General features: G+C 56.5%; 19 protein-coding genes. 9 read left to right on the forward strand and 10 right to left on the reverse strand.

The genetic code is table 11. The features are described 5' to 3' along the window. Positions 1-79: 79 nt before the first annotated feature. Genes NP77_RS05465 through NP77_RS05490 form a run of 6 tightly spaced genes read left to right on the forward strand, consistent with a single transcriptional unit; the run spans position 80 to position 4,178 of the window. The gene (locus NP77_RS05465) at positions 80-907 is read left to right on the forward strand and encodes a transporter substrate-binding domain-containing protein (protein ID WP_008925710.1); all 828 of its coding nucleotides are present in this window, start codon (positions 80-82) and stop codon (positions 905-907) included. Positions 908-910: 3 nt separating this feature from the next. Then, on the forward strand, positions 911-1,540 hold the full coding sequence (locus NP77_RS05470) for a DUF1989 domain-containing protein (RefSeq protein WP_033761428.1): 630 nt from the start codon (positions 911-913) through the stop codon (positions 1,538-1,540). Continuing rightward, positions 1,524-2,171 (forward strand): urea carboxylase-associated family protein, encoded by a 648-nt coding sequence (locus NP77_RS05475; protein WP_033761425.1) that lies wholly within the window; start codon positions 1,524-1,526, stop codon positions 2,169-2,171. Before NP77_RS05470 ends, NP77_RS05475 begins: the two co-directional genes overlap by 17 nt. A 6-nt stretch (positions 2,172-2,177) precedes the next feature. Further along, positions 2,178-2,828, forward strand: coding sequence for an amino acid ABC transporter permease (locus NP77_RS05480; RefSeq protein ID WP_039659348.1), 651 nt, complete (start codon positions 2,178-2,180; stop codon positions 2,826-2,828). Further along, complete coding sequence (locus NP77_RS05485) at positions 2,828-3,493, forward strand: amino acid ABC transporter permease (RefSeq protein ID WP_033743155.1); 666 nt, start codon at positions 2,828-2,830, stop codon at positions 3,491-3,493. The genes NP77_RS05480 and NP77_RS05485 overlap by 1 nt, the downstream gene beginning before the upstream one ends. Before the next feature lie 13 nt (positions 3,494-3,506). Further along, entirely contained in the window at positions 3,507-4,178 is a 672-nt protein-coding gene (locus tag NP77_RS05490; RefSeq protein ID WP_039659350.1) for a DUF1989 domain-containing protein, read from the forward strand. Positions 4,179-4,222: 44 nt separating this feature from the next. Here NP77_RS05490 and NP77_RS05495 read toward each other — a convergent pair whose 3' ends face one another. From NP77_RS05495 to NP77_RS05505, 3 genes are read right to left on the reverse strand one after another with little or no spacing between them, the layout of a single operon-like run. Then, complete coding sequence (locus NP77_RS05495; RefSeq protein ID WP_008925715.1) at positions 4,223-5,326, reverse strand: M20 peptidase aminoacylase family protein; 1,104 nt, start codon at positions 5,324-5,326, stop codon at positions 4,223-4,225. A 4-nt stretch (positions 5,327-5,330) separates the two neighbouring features. Beyond that, positions 5,331-5,804, reverse strand: a complete 474-nt coding sequence (locus tag NP77_RS05500) for a YjiG family protein (RefSeq protein WP_003848518.1) — start codon at positions 5,802-5,804, stop codon at positions 5,331-5,333. Beyond that, on the reverse strand, positions 5,794-6,462 hold the full coding sequence (locus tag NP77_RS05505) for a nucleoside recognition domain-containing protein (protein ID WP_039659352.1): 669 nt from the start codon (positions 6,460-6,462) through the stop codon (positions 5,794-5,796). Before NP77_RS05505 ends, NP77_RS05500 begins: the two co-directional genes overlap by 11 nt. Positions 6,463-6,950: 488 nt before the next feature. On the opposite strand from NP77_RS05505, the gene ftnA reads away from it, so the two are divergent. Continuing rightward, complete coding sequence (gene ftnA / locus NP77_RS05510; protein WP_003848509.1) at positions 6,951-7,457, forward strand: non-heme ferritin; 507 nt, start codon at positions 6,951-6,953, stop codon at positions 7,455-7,457. A gap of 60 nt (positions 7,458-7,517) precedes the next feature. On the opposite strand, the gene NP77_RS05515 is transcribed toward ftnA, so the two are convergent. Together NP77_RS05515 and NP77_RS05520 are read right to left on the reverse strand one after the other, a co-directional pair. Next, positions 7,518-9,881 (reverse strand): TIM-barrel domain-containing protein, encoded by a 2,364-nt coding sequence (locus tag NP77_RS05515; protein WP_039659353.1) that lies wholly within the window; start codon positions 9,879-9,881, stop codon positions 7,518-7,520. 10 nt (positions 9,882-9,891) lie between these two features. Continuing rightward, positions 9,892-11,202 carry an MFS transporter gene (locus NP77_RS05520; protein ID WP_003848505.1) on the reverse strand — a complete coding sequence of 437 codons (1,311 nt, stop codon included), beginning with the start codon at positions 11,200-11,202 and terminating at the stop codon, positions 9,892-9,894. A gap of 223 nt (positions 11,203-11,425) precedes the next feature. On the opposite strand from NP77_RS05520, the gene NP77_RS05525 reads away from it, so the two are divergent. Further along, positions 11,426-12,490, forward strand: coding sequence for a LacI family DNA-binding transcriptional regulator (locus tag NP77_RS05525; protein ID WP_039659356.1), 1,065 nt, complete (start codon positions 11,426-11,428; stop codon positions 12,488-12,490). Between the two features lie 41 nt (positions 12,491-12,531). Here the strand turns inward: NP77_RS05525 and NP77_RS05530 are convergent, their stop codons facing one another. Both NP77_RS05530 and NP77_RS05535 read right to left on the reverse strand, forming a co-directional pair. Continuing rightward, complete coding sequence (locus NP77_RS05530; protein ID WP_003848498.1) at positions 12,532-15,381, reverse strand: bifunctional diguanylate cyclase/phosphodiesterase; 2,850 nt, start codon at positions 15,379-15,381, stop codon at positions 12,532-12,534. A 272-nt stretch (positions 15,382-15,653) separates the two neighbouring features. Next, positions 15,654-16,265, reverse strand: a complete 612-nt coding sequence (locus NP77_RS05535; RefSeq protein WP_003848496.1) for a cupin domain-containing protein — start codon at positions 16,263-16,265, stop codon at positions 15,654-15,656. Positions 16,266-16,574: 309 nt separating this feature from the next. On the opposite strand from NP77_RS05535, the gene NP77_RS05540 reads away from it, so the two are divergent. Continuing rightward, a complete protein-coding gene (locus NP77_RS05540) occupies positions 16,575-17,057 on the forward strand; it encodes a YlaC family protein (protein ID WP_003848494.1) in 483 nt (160 codons plus the stop codon). Here the strand turns inward: NP77_RS05540 and NP77_RS05545 are convergent. The 3 genes from NP77_RS05545 to NP77_RS05555 form a co-directional block, all read right to left on the reverse strand. Next, complete coding sequence (locus NP77_RS05545) at positions 17,054-18,457, reverse strand: PLP-dependent aminotransferase family protein (protein WP_033761419.1); 1,404 nt, start codon at positions 18,455-18,457, stop codon at positions 17,054-17,056. The two genes, NP77_RS05540 and NP77_RS05545, sit on opposite strands and share 4 nt — an antisense overlap. Positions 18,458-18,586: 129 nt before the next feature. Continuing rightward, positions 18,587-20,731, reverse strand: coding sequence for a bifunctional diguanylate cyclase/phosphodiesterase (locus NP77_RS05550; RefSeq protein WP_039659357.1), 2,145 nt, complete (start codon positions 20,729-20,731; stop codon positions 18,587-18,589). A 171-nt stretch (positions 20,732-20,902) separates the two neighbouring features. Further along, positions 20,903-22,987: a bifunctional diguanylate cyclase/phosphodiesterase gene (locus tag NP77_RS05555; RefSeq protein WP_039659450.1), complete on the reverse strand. Its 2,085-nt coding sequence runs from the start codon at positions 22,985-22,987 to the stop codon at positions 20,903-20,905. Between the last annotated feature and the right edge of the window lie 225 nt (positions 22,988-23,212).

Here is a 23,212-nt window from a genome sequence, read left to right on the forward strand (position 1 = left end):
TCTGCTTCATCACTGTTACAACGTGGCACAAAAACTGCTCAGGTACAGGTGACCTTCACCCATACCAGGGACCACCATAATGAAAAAAATCGCACTGCTTATCGCCGCACTGCTTGCCGTCAGTGCGGCGCAGGCTGATACGCTAACGGACATTAAAAGTGCCGGCAAAATCACGGTCGGCATCGACCCGACCTTCCCGCCCTATGAATACACCAGTGATAATGGCGAGGTCACCGGTTACAGCGTGGCCATCATGCGATCGTTTGCCGACGATCTCGGCGTGAAACTGGTGTTTCAGAAAACCGCCTTCAGCGGCATTCTTCCCGGTCTGATCTCAGGATCTTTTAACGCGGAAGGATCATCACTCAACGTCACCGCAGAGCGCGCGAAGAAAGTGCTGTTTACCGTGCCCTACAGCAAAACCGTTAACGGTGTCCTGATGCGTAAAAGCGACGCCGAAAAGATCAGCAAATCCGGACTCTCTCCTGAGCGCCTGTCAGGACTGCGTGGCGCAGTGAAGAGCGCCAGCGTGCCGGAGCAGTTGCTGAAAAGCTTCAATGAGGCGCTGAAGAAAGCGGGTAAACCGCCCATTACCATCATCAGTGTCGATACCCTGGATCAAACCGTCAGTACGCTGATGACAAAACGCGCTGACTTTGTGCTGGATGATATTGCGGTGCTGGCACCGATCGTGAAGAAGTATCCCGACAAATTAGTACAGGCCGGAGAAGTAGGCCCTTCGCAGTGGATGGCCTGGGCCACGCGTAAAGAGGATCTCAGCCTGAACAAGGCAATCAGTGATCATATTCTGGCCATGCAGCAGAGCGGTAAACTTGCTGCACTGCAGAAGCACTATCTCGGCACCACTTTTACCGTGCCCGCCACCAACTTCATTCCCGCGGAGTAAGCGATGAGCCCTCTCTCTTTCACCATACCCGCCGGGCACGGCCGCACTTTTCTGGTTCGTAAAGGCCAGCTGATTACCATCATCGACAGCGAGGGCCAGCAGGCTGCCGATTTCGTTGCGGTGAATGCAGCGAATCATGATGAGAAACTCTCGCCGGTGCATACCCGCCAGCATCTTCGCTCGCTTTTCTTCAGACCGGGGGATTCACTCTGGTCCAGCGAAAATCGGCCGCTGCTGCGCATCGTCTCCGACACCATTGGTATTCACGATGCCAACGTCCCGGCCTGCGATCGCACCCGTTTTAGTGTCGATTTCGGTGTGGAAGGCCATCGCAACTGCGTCGATAACCTGCTGGAAGGGATGAAGGCGCACGGCATCACCTATTACGCATTGCCGGAACCCTTCAACCTGTTTCAGAACGGCCCGGTGACGGCCGATGGCCGCATGGAAGTTACCGATCCCCACAGTCAGGCCGGTGACAGGATCGTCTTCGAGGCGCTGTGCGATCTCATCTGCGCCGTCTCATCCTGTCCTCAGGACATCATTCCCGGTAATGGCCTGCAGGTCACGCCGATCGCCATTGAGATCCATGACAGCGAACCTGCGGAGGTCACCCATGCTGCTTATGCGTGAAGGTTTTACAGAAGATGCACCGCGTTCGGTTGCCGCCCCGCTCACCGTCGCGGCGGGCAGTGTGGGTTCGATTCAGGTTCTGCGGGGCCAGCTGCTGCGCATCAGCGCGCTGGCACCGGGTGCTGTGGCATCGCTGTTCGGGTTCAGCCTTGTGGATCCGACGGTATGGCTCTCTGTTCATCACACCCGCGTATTCAGCAACAGTTATCTGCTCGGCTCCGGCATGCGCCTGGTAAACAATCGCCGCCGCCCGATGATGGTGCTGGGCAAAGATAGCGTAAAGCGCCATGACCTGCTGCTGCCCGCCTCAACGCGCGACTTCCTGGCCTCGCGGGGGTATCAGGATGAGGGGTGTGTGGAGGCAGTCAGTCGCGAGCTGTCGCGTCTCGGCATCCGGGCACCGAAGCTGCCAGACCCCATCAATCTCTTCATGCACGTCAGACTAACGCAGGCGGGAGAGATACTGCCCGAACCCAACCTGACCCGGGCTGGCGACGCGATTACCTGCCGCGTCACCATGGATATGCAGTTTGTCGTTTCTGCCTGCAATACCGGTATTGAGGGTAATGACCAGCCTGCGCCGCTTCGCCTTGCCGTTGCGGAAAATCTTTTCGATTTTAACGAGGATTAGTGGGTGATGGGGCTGAATGAACAGGTGGTCAGCGCTCTGCCCGAACTGGGACATGGTCTGCTGATGACGCTCTCACTCACGCTGCTGGCGGCGCTGCTTAGCCTTGTGATGGGCCAGCTTGGCTGTTTTCTTCAGCTGCGCCGCTTCTGGTTGTGGCGCTGCGCAGGCCGCCTCTATATCAGCCTGATGCGCGGCACTCCCGCCATCGTGCAGCTGTTTGTGGTCTTTTTCACCCTGCCACGTCTTGGTCTTGGTGGACATCCCATGCTGGCGGCGGTGATCCCCATTGGATTCAATAGTGGCGCTTACGTGGCAGAGATTCTGCGCGTGAATCAGAGCCTGGTGACGCGCGGTCAGCGCGAAGCGGCACGCACACTGGGACTGAGCCGGTGGCTAACCTGGTGGTATGTAATCAACCCGCAGGTCGTGCGATCGAGCCTGCCGATGCTGGTGAGCGAATTTACTATTCTGCTCAAGACCACGCCACTGGCGTCGGTGGTGGCGCTTACCGAACTGACCTACGCCGGACAGATTGTGATCGCACGTACCTATGAGGCAACCCAGGTATTACTGCTGGTCGCGGCGGGCTATCTGTTAATCGCGCTGCCGCTGATGCGCATTGCCCGCCGGCTGGAACTCAGAGGGAAACGCCTATGATGGACTGGCAGGCGATTCTTACAGCACTGCCCTCACTGGGCGAGGGGATGGCGGTGACGCTGCAACTCTGCGCCGTCGCTGCATTATGCTCGTTATTGTGGGGCATCATTATGGCGATCGGTATGCTGCGCGCTCCCCATTTCTGGCGAAAGCTGTTGCGTTTATACAGTGCGCTAACCCAGGCGCTGCCGTTGCTGGTGGTGATCTATCTGCTCTATTTCGTGTTGCCAGACTATAACATCACCCTCAGCTCGCCGCAGGCAGGCGTGCTGGCGCTGACGCTCTACTACGCCCCTTACGTTGCCCAGGTTATACGCAGTGCGATTGAGACGCTGCCGCGCGGTCAGTGGGAGGCGTGTCGCGTGCTCGGGCTGAGCCGGATGGAGCAACTGCGTGATGTGGCACTTCCGCAGACGCTGCCACAGATGCTCTCCCCGCTGGTCGGGTTGCTCATCGGTCTGATCAAGGATTCCGCGCTGCTCTCCATCGTCTCAGTACAGGAGTTTATGTACGCAGCTAAGGAAGCGATCTCCGAGACCTATGCTCCGCTGGAGATCTACCTCACCGTAGCGCTCAGCTACTGGGCACTCAACAGCCTGCTCGACGGGCTGACCCGCCGCATTGAATTTCGCATGACGCGCTACCGGCGCACCTTGCCACATTAGTCAGGAGAATCTTATGTCAGCTGAATATCCGCAGCGCGATACGCTGCTTATCCCCGCGCGTCACGGTAAAGCCGTTTTACTGCGCAAAGGCGAAGCGGTGCAGGTCATTAATCTGCACGGCACACAGGTCGTGGATTGCTGGGCGTATAACGCAAACGACCTGACTGAATATATGTCGATGGAGGCGACACGCGTCTGGAACCAACGCCTCAATCCTCACGTTGGTGATAGTTTTATCACCAGCCAGCGCCATCCTATCCTGACGCTGGTTGCGGATACCTCGCCGGGCGTACACGACACCTTTATGGCAGCATGCGATGCACGCCGTTATGAGCTTCTGGGGTGTACCGAACCGCACCGAAACTGCCATGACAATCTGTTTGAGAGTATGGCGGCGCTGGGCGTAAAGCTGCCGCACGGCAATCTGGCGTCGTTTAATATCTTCATGAATATTCAGGTGCAGCCAGACGGCATGACGCTAAAAACGCTGCCGGTTGTGACGCGTCCGGGAGACTACATCATCCTTCGCGCCGAGATGGATTGCTATGTCGCCTTTTCCGCCTGCCCGCAGGATATCGTCAGCATTCAGGGGGCGGGCGACAATACCCCACGTGATGCGGAACTGCGTATTCTCACAGGAGGATTTCCGCAACCCCAACTGGCCGGACCGTGGGTGCCAGCCTGACAGAATGATGTTGCCCGCCGCAAGGAGACGGGCAACGTTAATCTCTATCCCAGCACCTTTCTGACACAGGCTTTAAAGATCTGCACGCCAATTTCCAGTGAGCTGAGATCAAAACGCATATCAGGATGATGCAGTCCTGGCGTCAGGTTGGTACCCAGCCCCCAGAAGCCCGCTTTCACACCCGGACGCTTCACCGGATAGTAGAAAAAGTCCTCGCTGCCCGGCGTGGTGCGGGTCGACAATGCGCCCTCTTCGCCCAGCACCTCGACGATGGCGGCGCGGATCACCGCCGTCGCCTCATCATCAATTTCGGCAGCGGGCATCTCTTTCAGCACGCGGACCTCAGCAGTGGCACCCAGTGCCGCCACGCTGTGAGTGATGGCACGCGTAACCTGCTCTTTCAGCAGCGTCATCGGCCCGTTCTCCTGCGAACGCAGATCCCAGACTACGCGCGCTTCATCCGGCACCGAGTTGGTGACACCCGCATCGCACAGGAAGCGAGTCGCTTTGACGCTCCAGGTCAGGCCGGGCGAAAGATGGATAGCGTTAACCGCCTGCACTGCCTGTACGGCCGCATCCAGCGCATTCACACCCAGATGCGGACGCGCCGCATGGGCGGGCTGGCCTTTGATGGTGGCTTCGAGCGTGCTGCAGGCGGAGTACAGTACCGCAGGCACCGCCTGGCCGACGACACACTCCTCCAGCGGACGCAGGTGGAAGCCAAGAATCATCTCCACATCATCCAGAGCGCCACCTTCGATCATTGCCAGCGCCCCGGCACCCAGCTCCTCGGCGGGCTGGAACAGGATCTTCAGCCGGCCACGTTTCACCGTGCCCTCCTGCAGCAGCGCCGTCGCCGCCGTCAGCACGACCGATGAGTGACCGTCGTGACCGCAGGTGTGACGCGCGCACGGCACGCCATCAATGATGTGACCCAGTGCATCCATATCCGCGCGCAGTGCCAGCACCGGACCCGGAACACCGCTGTCGATCTCCGCCACAATACCGGTGGTGTTATTGATGTTACGCGTTACCTTCAGGCCCGCTTTCTCCAGCTGGTCCGCGATATAAGCCGAGGTTTTCACCTCCTGAAAACCCAGCTCCGGAATTTCATGCAAATAGTGGTAATGCTCTAAAACCTCAGACACAGCGTTACTCCTGAATAAACAGACGCATAACAGACATTGCGATCAGCGCGTTAATGATGCTCACCAGCATCAGCAGCGGCCAGTATTTTTTGGGCACATCAGCCACGCCCAGCAGCCGCCCCATATATTGCAGCTGCGATCCCATCAGGAAAATTGCCGGGGCCAGAATCGTAATATCCGCACCGGTCAGCAGCCCTTTGGTCAGCAGGCTGACCGCGACACCCGTGCCTGCCGACGATGAGAGCCACGCGGTGAGCAGCACAGTAATCGCCTCACCCGGCAGACCAAACAGCCCCATCACCGGCGCAAAAACATGCCCGAGAAACTGCATGATGCCGAGCAGATTCAGCACCTCAGCCAGCACATACGCCATCACCACATTCGGCATGAGATTATGAATGGCGATGTGAAAGCCTTTACGCGCGCCGGTTACAAACACATCAAAGGGATTACTGCTGGTTGCGATTTTATTTTCCATCAGCGAAATCCTTTTTATAAACACTGTTTAACACAGCGCGCGTTATCGCCGCACCGACAAATTTAAGAACAAACATTAATAACAGCGGAATAATAATCGGCAGTGTCATGGAGGCGAACAGCGCTGAACCGATGGCGAAGTAATTATTGATTAACCCGGCACCGGAATATTGCCAGGCACTCATGACGACCACCTCTTTTTTGCTGATCTGCTTTTGATCAGCCATCTCTTTGGTTAATGCCGCGCCCGCATCAGTGCTTTGCAGGTCGGTGATTAACGCCAGAGCGCAATGGCCAGGTAATCCCATCAGCGGTTTAAGCAAAGGTGTCAGCAACCGGTGCGCTGCGCGAATCGCGCCATAGTGGGTGAAGATTTCCAGCACGCCCAGCGCCAGCATCACCGTGGGCGTCAGCGACAGCGCAAACAGGAAACCCGCTTTGGCGCTGAGTCCGCCTGCGCCCAGAAAGGTGTTACTGGCGGGATCTTTCATGGTACCAAAGCTGCCGCCCAGAGTGGTGAAGTCGAACGCACCTAACCATGAAAGGCCCTCGACGTGATAAAACAGCCCTGAAAAAAACAGAATGGCAAAAATTAACGACACATAACTGCCTTTGGTCGCCGTCAGTTTCACCGGATTAACCACACTCTCGTCTGACATTTCTTTCTCCTGATAACTGCCTTGCCGCAAATTCCCTGGCATTGCAAATTTCAACGTTGGGAAGTGAGTTTCAAGCAGGATTTATGCCAGAGCAGTTGTAAACATGATTATTACTGTCTCGTCTGTCGCGATGGGACGTTTTATTCATGCCGGCTATATACTTTTCTCCGGAATAACGTTGCCATACCGCAACGTTATATTTTCGGGTCGTCATCAGAATGCGGTTATTTGACCTGTCGCTGCAGCGCCTGCACCAGCATGAACACCCCCGGTCGCACTATCATGGTGCTGATTACCCTGAATTAATTGGCCGGCAAAGTATGATGCAGGATGAGAATTGGTCGCATTCAATTTCCGAAATAATTCTATTTAAATCAATCAGATAAAATAGCTTATTTTGCCGAAAAGGCTTCACATTACGCACATGTTTGATGCATAATTCACCGACTTTACATCTGTATTTAACATCTTCTTAAAAGGACTCGGCCATGCTGACTGCTGAAATGACTGGGCGTTTAAACGACCAGCTGAACCTGGAATTTTTCTCTGCCAATCTTTATCTGCAAATGAGCGCCTGGTGCAGCGACAAAGGCTTTGAGGGTGCCGCTTCCTTCCTGAAGATGCATTCACGCGAAGAGATGCAGCACATGCAGCGTCTGTTTGACTACCTGAGCGATACTGGCGGCATGCCGGTGCTGGGCACCATTGCCGCACCACCCGTCGCCTTTACCTCGCTGAATGAAATTCTGCAGCAGGCGCTGGAGCATGAGCAGCTGATCACCAGCAAAATCAATGAGCTGGCCCACGCTGCTATGACTTCACAGGACTACTCTACTTTCAATTTCCTGCAGTGGTATGTGGCTGAGCAGCACGAAGAAGAGAAGCTGTTCAAAACTGTGCTGGATAAACTGGCGCTGGTCAGCAACAGCGGCAACGGTCTGTTCCTGGTCGATAAAGATCTGGGCCGCATGAGCACCGAGAATCACGCAGAATAATATTTATCGGCCCCTTTTCGGGGCCGATCTTATTTCCGTCTTGCTGACACTACTGCACCGCTATTCCAGCCGGTAACTTGCCGCTTTATCGCCATTCACCCACAGCTCACGATGTTCGCCTTCAGGCAATAACAGCGCGATCTCGCGCCAGGCGGGCTGGTAATCGCCACGTTTTTCCACCGTCAGGTCGATTCGGCTAGCGCTGCTGCACAATGTCCAGCTCAGCCACAGTGCATTGCCCTGCTGCCAGCCATGGCTCTCGCCATCATCATCAAACATTTCGCCCTGAGTCGTTATGCCTTCTGGTGCTGGCCACAGTTGCCACTGCCGTACCGTGTCGCGGCGGGCATCCGTCGTGGTTTCACATTCGCCCAGTGGGATGATCGCACCAGCCCGCACCAGCAATGGCAGCCGATCCAGCGGTGCATCCAGCGTGATGGTTTCGCCGCCCGCAAACGCTTTACCGCTGTGCCAGTCATACCAGCCCCCACGGTTACGCGGCAAATAGACATCGCGGCTGCGCGCGCCCTGCTCTACGACGCTGGCAACCAGCAGATCGCGACCCAGCATAAAGTCATCACACTCCTGATAAGTCTGCGGGTCCTGTTCATGATCGAGGAAGGTCGGACGCAGCATTGGCTCATCTTCTTCGCTCGCCTGCCACGCCAGGTTGTAAAGGTAAGGCATCAGGCGATAACGCAGGCGGATCGCCTCGCGGATCATCGGTGTCACTTCCGGATACATCCACGGCTCGTTCACCGTGTGATCGTCATTCCATGAATGGATGGTAAAACGCGGATGCATCACGCCATTCTGAACCCAGCGCACAAACAGCTCGGCATCAGGCTTATCGCCAGAGAAGCCGCCGACATCGTGTCCGACGTTAAACAGCCCGGACAGGCTCATGCCCAGCCCCATGCGGATGTTGTAGCGCAAAGTCTGCCAGCTGGTGCGATTATCGCCGCTCCAGGTCTGCACATAGCGTTGCATTCCGGCACAGCCGGAACGGGAGATCAGATAAGGGCGTTTGTCTGGCGCAAACTGCTGCTGGGCTTCCATCGAGGCGCGCATCATCAGCAGCGGCATTACCGGACGGATATGCTTGATAGCAATCGGCTGACCGAAACCGTGACAACGCGCTTCGCCATCCCACACCTCATATTCGTTGTTGTCGTTCCAGGTGGAATCGATGCCCTTTTCCAGCAGCTGTTGAGTCACATTCTCCTGCCACCAGCGCACCGCCTGCGGATGGGTGAAATCAAGGTGCGATCCCTCGTCATCCCAGAACACCGATCGCTCCGGGCGATCCTGCTCAGAGTCACGAATAAACAGCCCCTGTGATGCGACTTCCTGATAGCGAGGATGATCCTGCAGCAGACAGGGCTTGATGTTGGCCGCCAGCTTCATGCCGGCACGATGAAACGCGTCGCTCAGCGCATTGGGATTCGGGACTTTGTCGTAGTTCCAGTTGAAGACGTAGCGCTTGTTATTAATCGAGGTATAACCGGATGAGAGCTGGAACGAGTCGCAGGGAATCTCATGCTCGCGACACAGACGGATAAAGGATTGCAGCTGCTGCTGTGCGTCCGGCGCGTCGGTGTAATGCATGGTAGAACCGCTGTAACCCAGGCTCCACTTCGGCTGAAACAGCGTGCGTCCGGTGAGACGCACAAAAGCTTTGGTCACGTCGAGCAGCGTCGGGCCGAGCATCATGTAGTAATCGAGATCACCTGCCTCGGCGCGGTAACGGCGATAAGGCAGATGGTAGTTATCCAGCTCATTCCCCAGATCGAGCCAGCTGCTGCTGAGGTTGTCATAGAACAGGCCGAAGCTGACGCCATCGCGCTGCGTCAGGGTAAACGGAATATGTTTGTAGAGCGGGTCGGTGCTGGCGGCGTTGTAGCCCATGGCGTCGAGATTACGCATCTCAAAACGACGGTTAACGCGGTTCAGGTCGCCACTCTTCTCACCCAGACCATACACCCGATCCTGCGGCTGACGACGCTGATAGTGCTCGACCCCGTCACCGTGTGCATTCAGCAGATAAGCGCCGGTGTGCCGATCGGCTGTCAGGGGCTGCCAGCTCGCGCCGTCAAACTGCTCCCAGCTCAGGCAGAGCGGCTGATGCACGGTGACGCGCAACTGTTGCGTGCTGAGACGCAGTTGCTGCGCATCGTGCTCCACCTGAAACGTCGGTAATGTAAAACCATCCAGCGCCTCGCGGTCACGTCCCTCCCAGGGCACATCCTGACCGGGCGCAATACTCCAGGTGCGGTTCAGCGCCAGCTCACCGTCGCGTTTCAGCAGCACACGCATCAGCTTTTCTTCCAGCACATAAAGCCGCAGGAAATGACGTTGTTCGACCTTGAGCTCAACAAAGTGATCGGCCTGCTGATGCAGCGTCCAGTTCTTCACGGTTTTCATCGCGATATCCTTATGGGTTAGCAGGGCGCTGGCGGCGTTCGGCGATCAGCATCACCAGGAAAACGGCACCGATCAGGTCAAAAAAGCCCATCGCCACAAACAGCGGATTGAAGCCGATGGTATCGGCGGTGACACCGATAATCAGCGAGAAGATAAAACTGGCGATCCAGGCGCAGGAGCCGCGCATGCCGTTGACAGTGGCCATCTGGCGGCGATCAAAACGCTCGACCACCAGCGCACTCAGCATGCAGGAGATCACCTGATGACCAAAGCCACCAACGGAAATCAGGGCAATCGCCAGCCAGGGATCTTTCACCAGCGTCATCAGCGCCAGCGAAACCATCAGCAGGGCGCCGGTCACCGAACTGGCGACAATCGAGTTGACGCGGGTCATGCCAAACCAGCGCACATAGATTTTGGTCAGATAACCGCTGGCGACGCTGCCGAGGTCGGCAGCCAGGAATGGCAGCCAGGCGAACATCACGATCTGCTTGAGATCCATGCCGCGCTCATTGGCCAGATAGAGTGGCACCCAGAAGCTCAGCACCGCCCAGGCCGGTTCGGCCAGAAACGCAGGAATCGCAATGCCGTAGAATTTCTTCTCTTTACCAATCACTTTCAGCGCGGTGAAGAACGGCAGTTTTTCACCGATGGCTTCATTATCCTGATTAATAAAGGCACGCTCTTCATCAGAGAGACGAGGATGGCTCTCCGGCGAGTGATAGCCCCACCACCAGAGTCCCACCCACAGCAGGCCCAGGCCGCCGGTCAGCAGAAATGCGCCCTGCCAGCCAAAAGTAATATGCGCGACATAGATAATTGGGGGAGCCAGCATGGCACCAATCGAAAAGCCGACGCCCGCCCAGCCCGCCGCAACCGGACGCTCCTTTTTGGGAAACCAGTCACCAATCGCTTTGGCGTTAGCCGGTGTGGCCGCCGCTTCCGACGCACCCATGACGAAACGCAGCAGCGCCAGATGCAGCCAGCTTCCCGCACCGGCGTGCAGCAGACAGGTCACCGACCAGATAAGCGCACAAATCAGGAACCCCATCTTCAGTCCGATCACATCGATCAGCCAGCCGCAAACAGGCTGAAACAGGGTGTAAGCCAGCTGAAACGCAGCGACCACCCAGGAGTACTGCTCGGTACTCATATGCAGACTGTTTTTCAGTTCCGGTGCCAGAATGCCGAGCGAGTTGCGGGTGATGTAGTTGACGGTCACACCCAGCAGGAACATTCCCAGCATCCACCAGCGTAAATTTTTAATCACGCGCACCGTGCGTGACGCACTGATGGGTTTCGTTGTTGATTCGAGGCTCATTGTGCCACTCCTGATTACCATTGATGACGCACACCGCCAGCTGGCGTACCGCGTGTCCTTTTCACGAACTTAGAAAAGTGCGAAACGTGGGTACAGCCACTTTTTTGCAACGATTTTCATGGCAGGCTTTAACCCGACAGAAATGGGCACTGAAACGCTTATCTGACGCGATTCAGCAGCCTATGAAAAATTTTTCATTAGCAGATTTGAAGGCGATCACAGAATGAAACAAAGGCTGAAAGTGGGTGAAATTGCGGCACTGAGCGGCGTCTCGATCAGCACGGTGTCGCGCGTACTGGCGGGTAAAGCCAATACCCGGCCCGCCACCCGCGATAAAGTGCTGGCCGTGGCGCAGCAGCAGGGCGTGCTGACCAATCTGCATAGCGGTCGCCTGCTGCTGAATAACCTGATGGTCTTTGCCCCGCCCCGCGCCTTCGATGTACGCAGAGATATTTTTTATTACAAGGTCATTCAGGGGATCAGTCAGGCGGTGGAGCCGCATGAAGTGCGTCTGCGCTACTGCCCCCTGGAAGAGGTGGAAAGTGATGCGGCATTGTTTATCGATAAGATGCAGCAGACCGAAGCGGCGCTGCTGATTGGCATTGATGATGAGCATATTCATCAGCTGGCGGCAGAGATGAACAAACCCTGCGTGCTGATTAACGCCCGCGATCGTCGTATGCGCCTGCCCTCGGTCTCGCCGCATCATCAGCTGATCGGAGAGTTTTCAGCGCGTTATCTGTTTGAGCAGGGACACCGGCAAATTCTCTCGCTGCACTGCCTGCGCCGCTACACCATGGAGCAGCGACTTCAGGGTGTCCGGGACGCCTGGCACGCCATGAACCTGCGCTTTGACAGTCGTCAGCATCTGCTGACCCTCAACAGTTTCAGCAGCAATGAGGCAGCGGAACGGCTGGGTGAATATCTGCGCCATTGTCCTGATGCGCTCCGCCCTACGGCGATTCTCGCCAGCGGCGATTACATTGCAGCAGGTGCCGTCACGGCCCTGGAGCAGGCTGGTTTACGGGTACCGCAGGATATTTCGGTGATGAGCATGGATGGGTTTAACCTGGCCGCTATCCACGATATTCCGCTGACCTCGGTGCAGGTGCCGCGTGATGAGCTGGGTGCGGCGGCAGTGAGAATGCTGCAGGAGATGCGGCTGAATCCCGGTACGCCGACCGGCAGTCTGCTACTGAATGGCAGGCTGGTGGTGCGTGAGTCGGTGCGACGCATCCGCGATAATCTCAGCCATGCGCCGGTCCAGCAGCATGGCCTTTATGATTGATCCAGCTTTGATTATCCCAGCGTCGACTCATTCCGCGCGGGTTAACCCAGCGTTTTCAGCCGCAGTTCCGATGGCTGAGGCCGTCCAAACAGGAAGCCCTGGAACAGCGTACAGCCTTCGTCGCGCAGCTTAGCAAACTGCTCATCGCTCTCTACCCCTTCAGCGGTGATCTGGATATCCAGACTGCGGCTCATGCCGGTGATGGCGCGGATAATCGCCAGCGCCTCGCGACTGTCGCCCATATCGTTGATGAACGATTTGTCGATTTTAATTTTGTCGAACGGGAAAGAGCGCAGATAGCTCAGCGACGAATAGCCGGTGCCGAAATCATCCAGCGCAATCTGTACGCCCAGCGCCTTGAGATTTTGCAGCGTCCGGATGTTTCCCAGTGAGTCATCCAGCAGCACCGATTCGGTAATCTCGACTTCCAGTCGCGCCGGATCGAGCCCCGACTCCTTCAGCGCACCTTCCACCACCGGCACCAGCGAGCTGTTTTTGAATTGCAGCGGAGAGAGGTTGACCGAAACCGACTGCTCCCCTTCCCAGCTCGCCGCTTCACGACAGGCTTCATAGAGTGCAAACGCCCCCAGCATATGAATCAGGCCGGTCTCTTCTGCAATCGGGATGAAGTCATTAGGCATGATCAAGCCACGAATCGGATGATGCCAGCGCATCAGCGCCTCGTAGCCAATAATGGTGTGATGATCGCCGTTGGTGATGGGCTGATAGTAGAGTCGAAGGTGCCCGCCGCTGATCGCATCACGCAGATCGTTTTCAATCAGGCGCCGACTGCGCGCCACATCGTCCATCTCCAGCGTGAAGTGTTCATAACGATTGCGGCCATTGCGCTTGGCTTCATACAGCGCCATGTCAGCACAGCGCAGCAGCTGCTCCGGCGTGTTAGTGATGGTGGTGCTAAGCGCAATGCCCACGCTCAGCCCCACCGACAGATTATGGCCTTCAATGTTAACCGGTGGACGAATCGCCTCGATCAGGCGCTGAGCTACTGCGCTCGCCTCATCATTACCGGCGACGTGAGGCAACACGATGGCGAACTCATCGCCACCAATACGCGCCAGCGTATCCTGATCACGCAGCGCGTTGCGCAGACGCTTAGCCACGCTGCGCAACAGCTCATCGCCAATCTGGTGACCCAGCGCATCGTTCACATTTTTAAAGTTATCAAGGTCAAGGCAGAGCGCAGCAGTCTGGCGTTGCATCTGTCCAGCGGTGCGTAAGGCTTCGCTCAGACGCTGGCGGAACAAAATGCGGTTAGGCAGGCTGGTAAGATTGTCATGATGCGCCATATGGTGAATTCGGGCATCGGCTGCGCGCTGGTCGGTGACATCTTCTACTAGCAGCATTAAGTAGTTACGACGTGCATCCTGACCATTAATCGCGGTCGCGCGGGTATGCAGGATTCGCTCGCCGCTGGCGGTCATCAGCAGTTGCTCACGCTCATGCATGCCCTCACTGCGCAGCGCAACATCGGCCAGATTATTGAAGTAGTCACTGAGTTCAGGGGACATGCATTCGTGCGGGCGCTTGTTGACGATCAGTGATTTCGACAGGCCGAACAGCTGCTGAGTGCGGTCGTTAACCAGCAGAATTTCACGTGTGATCGCATCTTCCACAATCACGCAGGAGGGGATGTTGGCGATGATGTTATCAAGGAATTTGGACAGCGCGGTTTTCTGAGTGCTCTGAGCTTCAGCCAGATCGCGGGCGCGCAGAATCTGCTGCTCCTGCTCACGGCGTTCGGTGCGATCACGCGTGATTTTGGCGAAACCGACCAGCTTACCGTCATCATCGTGGATGGCGTCGATCACCACATGCGCCCAGAAAGCGCTGCCATCTTTGCGGTAACGCCAGCCCTCATCTTCAAAGCGGCCAGTTTTGAGCGCGATACCGAGGTTAGCTTCCGGCGTCCGGTTCAGCCGCTCATGGGAACTGTAGAACAGTGAGAAGTGCTGACCGACCACTTCTTCTGCCTTATATCCTTTGGCGCGCTCGGCACCGGCATTCCAGTTCACCACCACGCCGTCGACGTCGAGCATATAGATGGCGTAATCAGTGACGCCCTCTACCAGCAGACGGAAACGCTGCTCCTGCTCCCGCTGCTCACTGCGAATGCGCTGCTGTTCGGTGCAGTCTCGGGTGATTTTGGCGTAGCCCAGCAATTGGCCCTGATCGTCGCGGATCGTGTCGATCACGACATGCGCCCAGAAGGCGCTGCCATCTTTGCGATAACGCCAGCCCTCATCTTCAAAACGGCCGGTGCGATACGCGGTTTGCAGGTTCTGCTCCGGGACATGGTCCAGCCGATCCTGCGCGCTGTAAAAGCGGGAGAAATGCTGACCGACGATCTCTTCTGCCACATAGCCTTTGGCCCGCTGTGCACCCGCGTTCCAGTTCACCACGTTGCCGTCATGATCGAGCATGTAGATGGCGTAATCGGTGACGCCTTCCACCAGCAGACGGAAGCGCGACTCCTGCTCCCGCTCTTTGTGTTGCTGCTCCTGCTGCCGGGTACAGTCACGGCAGATAGCGGCGAATCCGACCAGCCGGGCTACTTCATTGCGGATCGGATAGATCACCACATGCGCCCAGAAGGTGCTGCCATCTTTACGACAGCGCCAGCCTTCGGTTTCAAACCGTCCGGCGTTCGCCGCAATATCGAGTTCACGCTGCAGCTGACCGCGACGACGATCCTCTTCGTTGTAAAACAGGGTGGCGTGCTGACCAATAATTTCGTCTGGCCTGTAACCCAGGACGTGCAGGCCTCCGCCGTTCCAGCTGGCGACGGTTCCGTCCGGTTTAAGCATGGTGATCGCATAATCGATCACGCTTTGTACCAGCATGCGATAGATGACATCAGAGTTATTATCCATTGTTATTTGCCTGCTGCTCGATAGCCGGGTAGTGGCTTAGGAATGTTCTTAATAAACTGGCCGAGACTAAAGCGGAAAAGGTCTGCAAACACAAGCGCATTAAGAAGAATAACTAATATTAGCAGGTGATATATCGGCAGCGGCGGACAAATATTCAATGGAATGACAACAGGATTAGGCCCATGTCATTAACGTTTAAAAGAGATTTCAGGCCAGAAAAGCAAAGCGCGAGCCGTGCTCGCGCTTAATCATTTCACGACGGACGCAGGTCTCTACAGGTCCATCTGTTGCTGTAAATGCATGGCGGCAATCGGCTGCCAGATCTCCGTCAATGCGCCCTCTTTACCGGTGAAAGGGTCCTGCGTCGGCAGTGGCACTTTTTTTACCTGTTCCTGGGCCATTTTCAGCTTAGCCGGTTCATCACGCAGCGTCTCCGGCGACATGCCGTGCGGATAGGCACCAATCACCATGAAGTCGTCGCTGGCGCTGACCTGACGATGGCCGACGCCTGCCGGAATCAGCACCGCATCACCGGCGCGCAGCGTCACCATCCGGCCACTGTCGCCGCCAAACAGTACTTCTGCCCAGCCCTCCGCCACGCCCAGCAATTCATGGGTGTTGGGATGAAAGTGGGTGTAGGGAAAAATCGGATAGCGCCAGGCGGGTGGCCAGCCGTTCTCTTCAAACGTTTTCTCAAACCACGTCGCGATTTCCTCATCTTCCGGCACCACGCGCGGCCAGATAATCAGAGGTAACGGGTTATTCGGGACGCCACCCGACGGGATGCCAAGCATAAGATGCTGAGGATTATCAGAAGCCCCTGCCGAGAAAGTGCCTGCGGCAAAGGACATCATTAACATCAGGCTGGAGGATGAGGCACACATACAGGTTCTCCGGTTTTTTATTAAGTGTGGCAAACCCGCGGCACAATGCAATGTGCGCCAGACAACACATTTTGGATAATTGACTGATATTGCTGCCTAAAGCCAAATGTGTCGTTAACAATAGGGCAAGAGTGTGCATGGGTGGCAGAGGGTAGCGGTTTTTACTGCGGCAAAGTGTTGCAAAATGTCAGGTGGGAGGATGGCCAACAACTGTTTTATCAACTGTTATATAAAAAATGCACGAATCTGTTTCTGATATGCTTGACTGTTATCTGTTGTAATAGCTAACAGATGACAGTGAGGTAACAAATGGACGCTATTAAACAAATCCTGATTGACGAGATCGCTACGCTTAATCGCGAAGAACGTCGCGACAATTTGCCGCGCTTTAGCCTCTCGTTTCTGAAAAAACACCCCGGCCTCTGGGCAGTCATGTATCTCTGCTATGGCCTGTGCGTGGCGCTGATTTTCTCTACCGAGATGCTTGGCTGGCCCGCCTTCTGGTTTGCCACCGCATTTGTGCTGGTCATGAGTGTTCTGATGCTGCTGGATATCAATCCGAAATATCGCTTTGAAGATATTGATGCACTCGATCTGCGCGTCTGCTACAACGGCGAGTGGTATTACATTCAGCCCGTGCGCGAGCAGGCTATCTCTCGCATTCTGTCGCTGCCTGAAGCACCGGAACGGGTGAAGACAGGCATCCAGCGTCTGCTGACGCAAAAAGGGGAAGTGGACTTCTATGATGTCTACTACCTGACCTGGGGTCACCAGGAAGCGGCGCAGGTTTAATCTGCCAGCGGCTTCGCCATCAACTGACCCAGCGTTTCTATTGCCGCCTCGGCCCGGCTATCCCACGGCCAGGCGGTATTCAGCCGAAAACAGTGGCTGAACTGCTCTCCTGCCGAAAATAACTGCCCCGGTGCAATGCTGATCCCCTTCGCCAGCGCCTGCTGATAGAGCCGGGTCGTATTAATAGGGTCCGGCAGTGTCACCCAAAGAAAATAGCCCCCGCGCCCTTCACTGACCGTTGACTGCGGTGGCAGTACTTTCAGTAATGCCTGGCGCACCATTTGCTGTCGTTTCGCCAGAATCTGTCGCAGCCGCTTAAGATGGGTGTCGTAACGCCGCGTAGCGAGGAAATCGGCCAGCGCCAGCTGCATTGGCGCGCTGGTAGAAAGCGTGCTCATCAGCTGAAGCCGCTGAATGCGCTGCGCATGTTGTCCTGCCGCAACCCAGCCAACGCGAAATCCTGCCACCAGCGACTTTGAAAACGAGCCGCAATGCAGCACGTTCCCCTGACGATCCCAGGCTTTAGCCGGCAGCGGCGCAACATCACCCGCCCAGAGTTCGGCATAGACATCATCTTCAATCATCGGCACCTGATAACGCGCCAGCAGTTCGACCAGCTCTTGTTTACGCTCCGGGGTTAAGGTCACGCTCAGCGGATTTTGTAGCGTCGTCATCAGCCAGCAGGCTTTCACCGGCCAGCGCTGCAGGGCCTCCTCCAGCTGGGCAAGGTCGATGCCCTGCTTTGCATCGACCGGAATCGCCAGCGCCTTGAGTTTGAGCCGTTCAATCGCCTGCAGCGCACCATAAAAACCCGGATGCTCAATTATCACGTAATCGCCCGGCTCGGTCAGGGACTGCAGGCTGAGATTGAGTGCCTCCAGTGCCCCGCTGGTGATGACAATTTCATCCGGCGACAGCGTAATGCCCTGGCGCGCATAGCGCTGGGCCAGCAGCTGTCGCAGCGTGGCGTTGCCAGGCGGCAGATTGTGCAGCGCATCCGTTGGGGTAAGATGATGAGAGACGTTTGCCAGCGAGCGCATGAGCTGGCGCTGCGGAAAGAGCGCGGGATCAGGGAAAGCAGAACCAAACGGCACGATGGCGGGATCGCGCGTGGCCTGCAATACATCAAACACAAAGTCGTTGATATCAACCTGTTCGCTGATCGCCACGCTCAGCGGTGCGGGCGCCAGGGCACGCGGTGCCACGTAGTAACCTGACTGAGGACGAGAAACGATCCAGCCCTGGCTTTCCAGCAACTCATAGGCATGCAACACGGTCATCAGGCTGACACCCTGCTGCGCAACCTGCTGACGCAACGAAGGTAAACGGGTGCCTGGCAGCCAGATGCCGGCCTCTATTTGCTGCTGAATCTCATCCATCAATCGCTGGTATTTCGCCACGGGTCGCCTCTCCCTGTTTTACCGTGAATAATCTGGCCGCGAGACTTTACCACGGCAGGCGATCAATGACAGGCGGTGCGAATCGCTTATCGTCTCAATTCACGCAGATGCTACGCTGTGTCAGGTGTGTCAGATCGCAGCAACCTGCGGTGTCAGCAGCGGTTCAGCTTCACTCATCTGGCGGATATCTGTAACGACCTCTTCGTCTTCTGCTACCACAAAGTTAGCCAGCTCCGGCACCTGTTCCGCGGGAACCGGCCTGCCCAGCAGGAAGCCCTGCAGCGTATTGCAACCCAGGCCGGTCAGAAAGGCCTGCTGTTCAGCGGTTTCAACGCCCTCGGCCACCACTTTCAGTTGCAGTGACTGCGCCAGTGCCACAATCGCCGACACGATGGTGGCATCTTCCGGCTGATGCTGGAGTTCATTCACAAAGGCCCGATCGATCTTAAGTTCGCTGGCCGGTAGCCTTTTCAGGTAGAGCAGGCTGGAGTAGCCGGTGCCAAAGTCATCGATCGAGGCTTTCACCCCAAGCTGAGTCAGCTCGGTGAGAATACGCACACTCTCATCGGGATCGCGCATCGCGGTGGTTTCCGTCACCTCCAGCGTCAACAGTTCGGCCGGAATCTGATGTTTTGCCAGCGCATCTACCACTGTCTCTACCAGATTCGATTGCTCAAACTGCAGCGCCGACAGGTTCACCGCCACTGACCAGTCCGTATGGCCCTGCAAATGCCACTGGCGCAACTGGCGACACGCTTCATTAATCACCCAATTGCCGATGTTGACAATCATCCCGGTTTTTTCCGCCATTGGCAGAAATTTGTCAGGCGATAACAGACCCCGCTTTGGATGTTCCCAGCGCAGCAGCGCTTCGAAACCAAGAAGCGGGCCGCGTGGCGCGCAATATTTTGGCTGATAGAACAGGCGCAGCTCATTGTTATCCAGCGCCTGCCAGAGATCATTGTTCAGCTGAAGCTGGCTCTGCGCCTGAATGTTCATTGAGGGCTGAAAAAAGGTGTAACCATTGCGGCCATTATTTTTGGTGTGATACATCGCCGCATCGGCGTTGAACATCAGTTCACGCTCATCCTCGCCATCGCCAGGATAGACAGCGATGCCGAGGCTCAGCGAGACCACCAGCTCATAGCGTGAGATATCAAACGGACGGTCCACCGCTTTCACCAGTTTATCGGCAATGGCCGCCGCATCGTTGGGATCGTCGATCTCCACCAGCAGTACAAACTCATCACCGCCGAGTCGCGCCAGCGTGTAATAGCCAGCCATCTGCTGGCTCATCCGCTCGGTCACACCCACCAGCAGACGGTCGCCAATGTGATGCCCGAACGCGTCGTTAACCGCCTTAAATCCGTCCAGATCCATAAACATCAGGGCAAACAGCGTCTGCTCACGATTGGCTTTGTTGATCGCCTGTTCCAGTCGATCTTCCAGCAGAATGCGGTTTGGCAGGCGAGTCAGATTGTCGTGCAGCGCCAGCTGTGCCAGCTCGCGGTTCGCTTCAGCCAGTGAGCTGGCGAGAATGGAGGTGCGCGCCTGCATCCGCGCATCCAGCATCGAGACCAGCAGAGTAATCCCCAGGATTGAGATAGTGACTACCGTGACCAGAATCGCCAGCCAGTTACTGTTAACGCCCTGCCCCATCGAATGGCTGTGAGCGGGAAACTCTGCCGCCATCATGCCGGTGTAGTGCATGCCCGCAATCGCACAGCCCATCACTACGGATGCGCCAATACGCAGCAGGGTCACCCGGCCAGTCTGACCTTCACGCAGGTTAAATGCCAGCCACAGCGCTGCGCCAGAAGCGGCCAGCGCGATCACCACCGAAAGGCCTATCCAGCCCCACCGCCAGACAATACCCGGCGAGAACATCAGGGCTGCCATCCCGGTATAGTGCATCGCTACGACGCCGCTGCCGAGAATCAGTGCGCCGCCCGCCAGGCGCGGCAGGGGCAAATCGCCACTGCAGACCAGCCACAGGGCAAATATCGATGCGCAGACCGCGATGGCAGCGGAGAAGGCGGTCAGCCCGGCGTTGTAGCTCATCACCATCTCCATGTTCATCGACAACATGCCAATGAAGTGCATCGCCCAGATGCCGATGCCCATGGAGAAACCGCCGCCAAACAGCCAGACCAGCGCGACTTTGCCCGTGGAGTGCACCACCCGTCCCGCCATATCTAAGGCGGTAAACGAAGCCAGCATCGCGACAAGAACGGAGACGATGACGATAAAAGAGTCGTATGAGGTTGCTAACATAGTGCGTTCCCGCGAAAAGCCGTGCTTGTGTTTAGGTAAGGGATTTTTAAAACTTCTTTTCTTAATTATCGGCACTGCCCGGCGGTTAATGAGCCGCGAACCCTGCATCTTTCCACTCACTCTGAGTGCTGAAATCTATCGTCAGTGTCAGTGTCAGTGTCAGCGTCAGCGTCAGACGGATGCTGATGCCAGAGGCGGTCGCAGTCCGGGAAAACGAAACGCCTCTATGCGATCCGCTGGCGTCGGCTTGCCCAGCAGATATCCCTGCAGCGCATCAAAGCCCAGGCTGGTGAGCAGGTGCTGCTGCTCTTCTGTCTCAACCCCTTCCGCCACCATGCGCAGGTTAAGACTCTGCGCCAGGGTCAGCATGGCGCTGACCACGGTCGCATCTTCACTGCCGGGTCGCAGGCAGTTAATAAAGCTGCGATCGATTTTGAGTTCGCTGGCATCCAGATCTTTCAGATGCAACAGGTTGGCATAGCCGATGCCAAAATTATCAATGGCCACACTAACGCCCGCCTGCTGCAGTTCACGAATACGTTGCTGGCTGAAGAGGTGATCACGCATGGCAATCGCTTCCGTAATTTCCAGCATCAGTGCGCTGCCTGACAACTGGTAACGCGCCAGCGTCTGCATCAGCGTGTGGAGTAAATCACGCTGGTGAAACTGCAACGCGGAGAGATTGACCGAGACCGTCCAGTCGCTGTTGCCCTGGTTATGCCAGATTTTCAGCTGACGGCAGGCCTCATCAATCACCCAGTTGCCCAGTGCAACGATCTGGCCAGTTTTTTCGGCACGCGGCAGAAACAGCTCAGGCGTCAGCAACCCGCGTTGCGGATGCTGCCAGCGCAGCAGTGCTTCAAATCCCATTAGCCGTGTGCCGCCGGAACGGAATTTGGGCTGATAGAAGAGCCGCATCTGTTGCCGATCGATCGCCTCCCACAGATCGTTTGCCAGCGCCAGCTGATGCTGCGTCGCATCACTCATCGCCGGCTCAAACAGGCACCAGCCGTTACGTCCGCTGTGTTTAGTGTGGTACATCGCCGAGTCGGCATTGAATAACAGCTCCTGCCGGTTACGACCGTGCAGCGGGAATATCGCAATGCCCGCACTGAGGGAAACGTGTAACACATAGCGATCCAGTTCAAACGGCGTACTGATCACTTTGACCAGTTTTTGCGCCAGCTGACGGGCTGGAGTGACATCGCATGCCTCCGCCATCAGTACAAATTCATCGCCTCCCAGACGCACCAGCAGCATCGTGTTGCTGAGCTGGCTACGCAGCCGTTCCGACACAGCCACCAGCAACCGATCACCGACGTGGTGTCCCCAGGTGTCATTGACCGCTTTGAACCCATCAAGATCCATGTAGATCACGGCAAAGCGATTTTCGTTGAGCATAGCCTGTTTAATCGCCAGATCGAGCTGCTGCTCCAGCATGGCCCGATTGGGTAGCGCGGTCAGATTGTCATGCATCGCCAGCTGACGCAGTTCCTGGTTAGCGTGTCTGAGTCGGGTCTCCAGTCGCGCGGCACGCAGTTGGGCATCCAGCATGGAACTCAGCAGCGTAATGCCCAGAATAATCAGCGTAATGAGCGTTACCCAAACCGCCAGTCCTGAATTGCTCACACCACCCGACTGCATCATACTGCTCTCGCTGAATCGGGCTGCCGACATGCCGACATAATGCATACCAGCAATGGCCATCCCCATCACCAGTGAGGCCAGTCCCCGCATCAGCAGCAGATGATGGTCGCCCTGGCGCAGATGAAACGCCAGCCACAGCGCCACGCCCGAAGCAACAAACGCAATGATCACGGAGAGCGCCACCCGCAGCACATTCCACTCAGGTCGCGGCTCAATCAGCAGCGCATACATGCCGAGGTAGTGCATCACGACAATCCCTGAACTCAGGATCAGTGTGCCGCGCAGTAACCGATAACGGGTGAGATGCAGGCCGCCTACTGTCTGGCCAAAAGCAAACATTGACGCCATGATCGCCACCAGCAGCGAGAGTATCGTCAGCCGCGTGTCATAGCGCATCGTCATCGGCATCATCATCGCCAGCATACCAATGAAATGCATTGCCCAGACGCCAATCCCCATCGCAGTTCCGCCTGCCAGCAACCAGAATCGGGCGCTCCAGCCACGGGATACCGCCACCCTTCCGGCAGTATCCAGCGCTGTAAATGAGGCAATAAACGCGACGATCAGCGAAACGCAGATCAAAACGCTATCCCAGGTGACAAGCAACATGTGCAGCTCCTCACCACCCGCTGAGAAACGGGTGCTGTGTAAAGTCAGAAAGTGATTCAAAAAACACCTGTTGGGTGAAAGTCATTAAATTTCGGTTTTTTGTTATCCCGGAGGCCCGGTAAAGCGCGCCCCCAGACGCAGGGCATTTTAAACCTGCATCTTATTTCCCGCCTGCTGAGACGGCCGGTAAATCGTTATTATGTCTGATTGGTAAAGGAACATATC

Origin of the sequence: Pantoea sp. MBLJ3, from assembly GCF_000816655.1 — a bacterium.
In the GTDB taxonomy this organism is placed as follows: domain Bacteria; phylum Pseudomonadota; class Gammaproteobacteria; order Enterobacterales; family Enterobacteriaceae; genus Pantoea; species Pantoea eucalypti.